General features: G+C 73.6%; 7 protein-coding genes and 1 pseudogene. 7 read left to right on the top strand and 1 reads right to left on the bottom strand.

What is annotated here, in order from left to right; genetic code table 11:
- Positions 1–41: 41 nt before the first annotated feature.
- Complete coding sequence (locus tag QWY80_RS10025; RefSeq protein WP_290230951.1) at positions 42–1,439, bottom strand: coniferyl aldehyde dehydrogenase; 1,398 nt, start codon at positions 1,437–1,439, stop codon at positions 42–44.
- A 115-nt stretch (positions 1,440–1,554) separates the two neighbouring features.
- Between QWY80_RS10025 and QWY80_RS10030 the strand changes: the two genes are divergently transcribed.
- The 7 genes and pseudogenes from QWY80_RS10030 to QWY80_RS10060 all read left to right on the top strand — a co-directional run.
- The gene (locus QWY80_RS10030; RefSeq protein WP_290230953.1) at positions 1,555–2,697 is read left to right on the top strand and encodes a GNAT family N-acetyltransferase; all 1,143 of its coding nucleotides are present in this window, start codon (positions 1,555–1,557) and stop codon (positions 2,695–2,697) included.
- A gap of 71 nt (positions 2,698–2,768) precedes the next feature.
- Positions 2,769–3,104, top strand: a complete 336-nt coding sequence (gene ftsB, locus QWY80_RS10035; protein ID WP_290230956.1) for a cell division protein FtsB — start codon at positions 2,769–2,771, stop codon at positions 3,102–3,104.
- Positions 3,101–3,835 (top strand): 2-C-methyl-D-erythritol 4-phosphate cytidylyltransferase, encoded by a 735-nt coding sequence (ispD, locus tag QWY80_RS10040; protein WP_290230958.1) that lies wholly within the window; start codon positions 3,101–3,103, stop codon positions 3,833–3,835. Before ftsB ends, ispD begins: the two co-directional genes overlap by 4 nt.
- A complete protein-coding gene (gene ispF, locus QWY80_RS10045) occupies positions 3,835–4,320 on the top strand; it encodes a 2-C-methyl-D-erythritol 2,4-cyclodiphosphate synthase (protein ID WP_290231018.1) in 486 nt (161 codons plus the stop codon). The genes ispD and ispF overlap by 1 nt, the downstream gene beginning before the upstream one ends.
- A complete protein-coding gene (gene truD, locus QWY80_RS10050) occupies positions 4,313–5,401 on the top strand; it encodes a tRNA pseudouridine(13) synthase TruD (protein WP_290230960.1) in 1,089 nt (362 codons plus the stop codon). The genes ispF and truD overlap by 8 nt, the downstream gene beginning before the upstream one ends.
- A 1-nt stretch (position 5,402) precedes the next feature.
- The gene (gene surE / locus QWY80_RS10055) at positions 5,403–6,149 is read left to right on the top strand and encodes a 5'/3'-nucleotidase SurE (protein ID WP_290230962.1); all 747 of its coding nucleotides are present in this window, start codon (positions 5,403–5,405) and stop codon (positions 6,147–6,149) included.
- Positions 6,136–6,290 (top strand): annotated as a pseudogene (locus tag QWY80_RS10060) (protein-L-isoaspartate(D-aspartate) O-methyltransferase); the annotation flags it as partial. The gene surE and the pseudogene QWY80_RS10060, both read left to right, overlap by 14 nt.

A 6,290-nucleotide genomic window follows, 5' to 3' on the forward strand; every position in this document is an offset into this window, starting at 1 on the left:
TCCGTCTTTTTGTAGTTTTATTACCTTGAGATGGGGTCGCCTCAGAGCCCCAGCAGCCGCAGCAGCCACTTCCGGTATGGCGGGTTGAGCAGCCCCACCGGGCTGCGCCGCGACTGGACGAAGACACTGCGCTCCAGGCTGAAGCGCCGGAAGCCGGCCTCCCCATGGTAGGCCCCCATGCCGCTCTCGCCCACGCCGCCGAAGGGCAGGGCGGGCACGGCGTTGTGCCACAGGGTGTCGTCGAACACCACGCCGCCCGAGTGGGTGGTCTCGAGCAGGCGGCGGCGCAGTTCGGCGTCCCGGGTGAAGGCATACAGGGCCAGGGGCCGAGGCCCGCGGCGCACCCGCTCCAGGGCGGCGTCCATGTCGCGCACCCCGATCACCGGCAGCCAGGGGCCGAAGACCTCCTCGCGCATGATCGCCAGCTCCTCGTGGGGGTCGACCACCAGGGTGGGCGGCAGCTTGGCGCCGCCGTCGGGCAACTCGACCCGCTCGCCCAGGGCGATCACCCGGCAGCCGTGGTCGCGGGCCTCGTCGAGCATGGCCTCGAGCCGCTCGCGCTGGCGGTGTCCCAGCACGGCGGCGTAGTCCTCGCCGGTGGCGCCGTCGGGGTAGAAGTCCGCCACCTTGCGCTGCATGGCGGCGAGGAAGTCGGTAAGACGCGAGGCCTCGACCAGCACGTGGTCGGGGGCGATGCAGGTCTGGCCGGCGTTGAGCCACTTGCCGAAGGCGATGCGCTCGGCGGCCTTCTCCAGGTCGGCGTCGGCGGCCACCAGGGCCGGGCTCTTGCCGCCCAGTTCCAGGGTGATGGGGGTGAGGTTGGCGGCCGCGGCACGGGCCACCTCGCGGCCGACCCGGGGGCTGCCGGTAAACAGCAGGTGGTCGAAGGGCAGGGCGGCGAAGGCGCGGGCGACCTCGACGCCGCCCTCCACCACGCTGAGCTCCTCCGCGGCGAAGTAGCGCGCCGCCAGGCGTGCCATCAGCGCGGAGGTGGCCGGGGTGTGCTCGCTGGGCTTGAGCAGCACCCGGTTGCCGGCGGCGAGGGCGTCCACGACCGGCAGCCAGGCGAGGTTCCACGGGTAGTTGAAGGGCGCCATGATGCCCACCACGCCCAGCGGCTGGCGGTGGACCCGCGCCCGGGCCGGCCACAGCCGCCAGGGCACGGCGGCGCGCCGCGGGCGCATCCAGCCCTTGAGATGCCGCCGCGCATGGCGCACCGCCTGGAGCAGCGGGAACACCTCGGCCAGGCGCGTCTCGATGGCGGGGCGGTGGCCGAAGTCCTCGGCGAGGGCCGCGATGATCTCGTCGCGATGACGGCGGGTCAGGGTCGCCAGCCGTTCGAGGCGTTCGCGACGGGTCGCCAGGCAGGGATAGGGTGTCGCCTGGAAGGCGTGGCGTTGGGCGTCGAGGCGAGCCTGCAGCTCGCTGGCGTCGGTCATGCGCGGATCCTGTGTCGCGGGGATGGAAGGCCGCTGAGGGTCTGGGCACAATGTAGGCGCTACGGCGCCGGTAAGGGAAGTCATGCCGGCGGCCAGCCAACCCCGGGGAGCCCCCATGCCCGAGCTGCAACGCCAGACCCTGCCCGCCGTGGAGGCGGTGGAGGCCGCCGCCTGGAACGCCCTGGTGGGCGACGACCATCCCTTCCTGCGCCACGAGTTCCTGCATGCCCTGGAGGCGAGCGGCTCGGTAGGCCCGGCCACCGGCTGGGTGCCGCGCCACCTGGCGCTGTGGCGGGGCGGCGAGCTGGTCGGGGTGATGCCCCACTATCACAAGCACCACTCCTTCGGCGAATACGTCTTCGACTGGGCCTGGGCCGATGCCTGGGAGCGGGCCGGCGGCCGCTACTATCCCAAGGCCCTGACGGCCATTCCCTATACCCCGGCGCCGGGGCCGCGGCTGGCCCTCGCGCCGGGGGTGGATCCGCTGGCGGCACGCGAGGCGCTGGCCGGGGCCTGGGAGGACGACGCGGCACTCTCGAGCTGGCACCTGCTGTTCGCCGAGGACGCGGAGGTGGCGGTCTGGAAGGCGGCACGTCCCGGTCTGCTGGCCCGCCACGGGGTGCAGTTCCAGTGGCGGGACCGCGGCTACGGCGACTTCACCGGCTTCCTGGCCGCCCTGACCGCCAAGCGGCGCAAGGCGATCCGCCGCGAGCGGCGCCTCGTCGCCGACCAGGGGGTGACCCTGCAGCGCCTGGAGGGGGAGGCGATCGACGCCGAGGCGCTCGAGCATTTCTTCCGCTGCTACGAGATCACCTATCGGGAGCGTGGCCGCCACGGCTACCTCAACCTGGAGTTCTTCCGCCGGTTGCGCGCCGCCCTGCCCGAGGCCCTGCTGCTGGTGCAGGCGCGCCTCGAGGGGCGGCCGGTGGCGGCGGCGCTCTGCCTGCAGGGCGCACGGACCCTCTACGGCCGCTACTGGGGCAGCGAGGTGCTGGCCGATTGCCTGCACTTCGAGGCCTGCTACTACCAGGGCATCGAGCACTGCCTCGAGCGCGGGCTGACCACCTTCGACCCCGGCACCCAGGGCGAGCACAAGCTCTCCCGGGGATTCGAGCCCCGGCTGCTCACCTCGCTGCATCATGTCGCCGACCCGCGGCTGCGCGAGGCCGTGGCACGCTTCTGTGCCGAGGAGCGCGCCCATGTCCGCGCCTACCGCCGGGCCGCCGAGGGGGCCCTGCCGTTCCGTCAGGAGGGCTGAGATTGCCCCTGCCCCCGGACGGCGAAGATGGCATAATGCCCGCCATCGAATCGTCGTGACGGAAGGGTCGAATGCTCAAGTGGTTGGCCGCGGTGCTGGTGGTCCTGATTGCCCTGCTGCAGTACCGGCTCTGGCTGGGGCAGGGTGGGGTCCGCGACCTCGCCGAGGTGCGCGAGCGGGTGGCCGTCCTGGAGGCGGCCAACCAGCCGCTGCGCGACCGCAACGCCCGCCTGGCCGCCGAGGTGCTCGACCTCAAGACCGGCCTGGCCGCCATCGAGGAGCGCGCGCGCAGCGACGTGGGCATGGTGCGCACCGACGAACAGTTCTTCTGGGTGCCGGACGTGGCGGTGGAGGCCAAGGCGGTGATCAACCCCGTGCCGGCCGCGAGCCTGGAGGCCGGCCGATGAGTGGCGCGCCCTGGCTGGTGGTGCCCGCGGCGGGCCGTGGGCGGCGCATGAGCGCCGACCGGCCCAAGCAGTACCTGATGCTGGCCGGGCGCCCGGTCATGGCCCACACCCTGGCGCGCCTGCATGCGGCCTTCCCGGCGGCACGGCTGTGTCTCTGCCTGGACGCCGACGACGCCTGGTTCGATCCGGCCTGGGTGCCCTTCGCCGATTGGCGGCGGGTGGTGGGAGGCGCCGAGCGGGCCGGCTCGGTGGCCAATGCGCTCGCCGCCGTCGCCGGGGAGGCGGCGGACGACGACCTGGTGCTGGTCCACGACGTGGCCCGGCCCTGCGTCGGCGTCGAGGACCTGCGACGGCTGGGCGAGGTCCTGGCCGGGGAGGCCGTCGGGGGGCTGCTGGCCGCGCCGGTGGCGGATACCATGAAGCGTGACGACGGCAGCGGCCGGGTGGCCACCACCGAGCCCCGGGATGGCCTGTGGCACGCCCTGACGCCCCAGGGCTTCCGCTACGGCCTGTTGGTGCGGGCACTCGCCGAGGGCGTCGCCGAGGGCCGGGCCATCACCGACGAGGCCTCGGCGGTAGAGGCACTGGGGCTGGCGCCGCGCCTGGTGGCCGGGCGTCGCGATAACCTCAAGATCACCCACCCCGAGGACCTGGCCCTGGCCGGCATGATCCTGGCCGCCCAGGCCTCGGGCCCGACAGCAGAGGCGCCGACGGGCGCCACGGAGAGATGATGCGCATCGGCCACGGCTTCGACGTCCACCGCTTCGGCGCGGGCGACCACCTGATGATCGGTGGCGTCGCCGTTCCCTTCGACCACGGCTTCGTCGCCCACTCGGACGGCGACGTACTGCTCCACGCCATCAGCGACGCCCTGCTGGGGGCCTGTGCGCTGGGCGACATCGGGCGCCACTTCCCCGACAGCGACCCGGCCTGGGCCGGCGCCGACAGCCGCGACCTGCTGCGTCGCGTGGTCGAGCGGGTGCGTGAGGCCGGCTACCGGGTCGGCAACCTGGATGCCACCGTGATGGCCCAGGCGCCGAAGCTGGCGCCCCATGTCGAGGCCATGGCCGCCAACATCGCCGCGGATCTCGACGTTGGCCCCACGGCGGTCAACGTCAAGGCCACCACCACCGAGCGCCTCGGCTTCACCGGGCGCGGCGAGGGCATCGCCGCCGAGGCGGTGGTGTTGCTGGTCGGAGCCGCAACCGGTGAGTGATGCCCTGGATGCCATCGACTGGCCGCCGGCCTGGCCGCGTACACTGGACGCCGAGTTCGGTCCGCCCCTCCCGGGAGACTACCGCGCGCGCCCCGAGGACTTCGTGGTCGAGGAGGTGCTGGACTTCGCCCCCGAGGGGGAGGGCGAGCACCTCTGGCTCCGCGTCGAGAAGCGCGACCTGACCACCGCCATGGCGGTGCGCGAGCTGGCCCGGCTGTGCGAGGTGTCGCCGCGGGCGGTGGGCTATTCGGGGATGAAGGACCGTGTCGCCGTGACTCGCCAGTGGCTCTCGGTGCAACTGCCGGGGCGCCCGGCCCCGGCGGGGCTCGACGCGGCGCTGACCCAGCGCGGCATCCGGGTGCTGGAGGCGGCGCGCCACCCGCGCAAGCTCAAGCGCGGGGTACATCGCGCCAACCGCTTCCGGCTGCGGGTGACCGGCGAGGCGGCGGGCGATGAGCGACTGGCGGCGCGCTGGCACTGCCTGGTCGAGGCGGGCGTGGCCAACTACTTCGGCCCCCAGCGCTTCGGACCGGACGGGCGTAACCTGCAGCGTGCCCGGGCGCTGCTGTCGCGGGGCTGGCGCAAGCGTGACGATCGCGACGGCATGCTGCTCTCGGCGGCGCGCAGCCACCTGTTCAACGAGCTGCTGGCCGCCCGGGTGGCGGAGGGCAGCTGGAATCGCCTGCTGCCGGGCGAGGTGGCGGTCCTCGACGGCACCGCCAGCCAGTTCCGAGTCGAGGCGCCGGATGCCGAGCTGGCGGACCGGGTGGCACGGCTCGATCTGCACCCCAGTGGGGTGTTGTGGGGCACCGGCGGCTCGGTGGCGGAGGGTGAGGCCAGGGGCCGCGAGGCGCGGCTGGCCGAGCGCTACCCGGGGCTGTGCGCGGGGCTCGAACGCGCCGGCGTGCGCCTGGCGCGTCGCCCCCTGCGCCTGCGGCTCGCCGAGCCGCGGCTGGAACGCGGCGAGGGCGAGCTGTGGCTGGCCTTCGCCCTGCCCCGGGGCGCCTTCGCCACCGCGGTACTGAGGGAACTGATCGCCCACCCGACCCTGCAGGCCGGGACGCATCACGAGAGGAACTGATATGCGGCGCTTACTGCTCTCCAACGACGATGGGGTGCATGCCCCCGGGCTGCGCGCCCTGCATGACGCCCTGGTGCCCCACGCGAGGCTGCGCGTGGTGGCGCCGGACCGCGACAAGAGCGGGGCCAGCAACTCCCTGACCCTGAGCCGGCCGCTGGCGCTCTCGGCGCTGGACAACGGCTTCTACAGCGTCGACGGCACCCCGGCGGACTGCGTCTACCTGGGCGTCAACGGCGTCTGGGACGAGAAGCCCGACCTGGTGATCTCGGGGATCAACCACGGCGGCAACCTGGGCGACGACGTGCTCTACTCGGGTACCGTGGCGGCGGCCATGGAGGGGCGTAACCTGGGCATGGCGGCCATCGCCATGTCGCTGGTGGGCCATCGCCACTTCGACACCGCCGGGCGGGTGGCGGCGAGCCTGGTGGGCGCGGCGGACCGGCTCTCGCTGCCGCCGCGCAGCCTGCTCAACGTCAACGTGCCGGACCTGCCCTGGGACGAGATCCAGGGCTTCCGGGTCACCCGCATGGGCCATCGCGGCCCGGCGGCGCGTCCCCAGGAGGTGCGCGACCCCCGCGGGCGGCTGCGCTACTGGATCGCCGCCGTGGGCGAGAACGCCGACGATGGCCCCGACACCGACTTCGCCGCCGTGGAGGCGGGCTTCGTTTCCATCACCCCGCTGCAGACCGACCTGACCCGGCATGCGGCGCTTTCCGACGTACAGGGCTGGCTGGATGCACTCACCTGAACGCCTGGAGGAACTGATGCGCGGCGTGGGGATGACCTCGCAGCGCACCCGCGACCGCATGGTGGCGCGGCTCGCCGGACAGGGCATCCGCGACCCGCGGGTGCTCGAGACCCTGGCCCGCGAGCCGCGCCACCTGTTCCT

This window comes from Halomonas ramblicola, assembly GCF_030409215.1.
In the GTDB taxonomy this organism is placed as follows: domain Bacteria; phylum Pseudomonadota; class Gammaproteobacteria; order Pseudomonadales; family Halomonadaceae; genus Halomonas; species Halomonas ramblicola.

Excerpts from the sequence above, each read along its gene's own strand:
- surE (WP_290230962.1), top strand. The coding sequence starts at position 5,403 with ATGCGGCGCTTACTGCTCTCCAACGACGATGGGGTGCATGCCCCCGGG.
- QWY80_RS10030 (WP_290230953.1), top strand. The coding sequence starts at position 1,555 with ATGCCCGAGCTGCAACGCCAGACCCTGCCCGCCGTGGAGGCGGTGGAG.
- ispD (WP_290230958.1), top strand. The coding sequence starts at position 3,101 with ATGAGTGGCGCGCCCTGGCTGGTGGTGCCCGCGGCGGGCCGTGGGCGG.
- ispF (WP_290231018.1), top strand. The coding sequence starts at position 3,835 with ATGCGCATCGGCCACGGCTTCGACGTCCACCGCTTCGGCGCGGGCGAC.
- QWY80_RS10025 (WP_290230951.1), bottom strand. The coding sequence starts at position 1,439 with ATGACCGACGCCAGCGAGCTGCAGGCTCGCCTCGACGCCCAACGCCAC.
- ftsB (WP_290230956.1), top strand. The coding sequence starts at position 2,769 with ATGCTCAAGTGGTTGGCCGCGGTGCTGGTGGTCCTGATTGCCCTGCTG.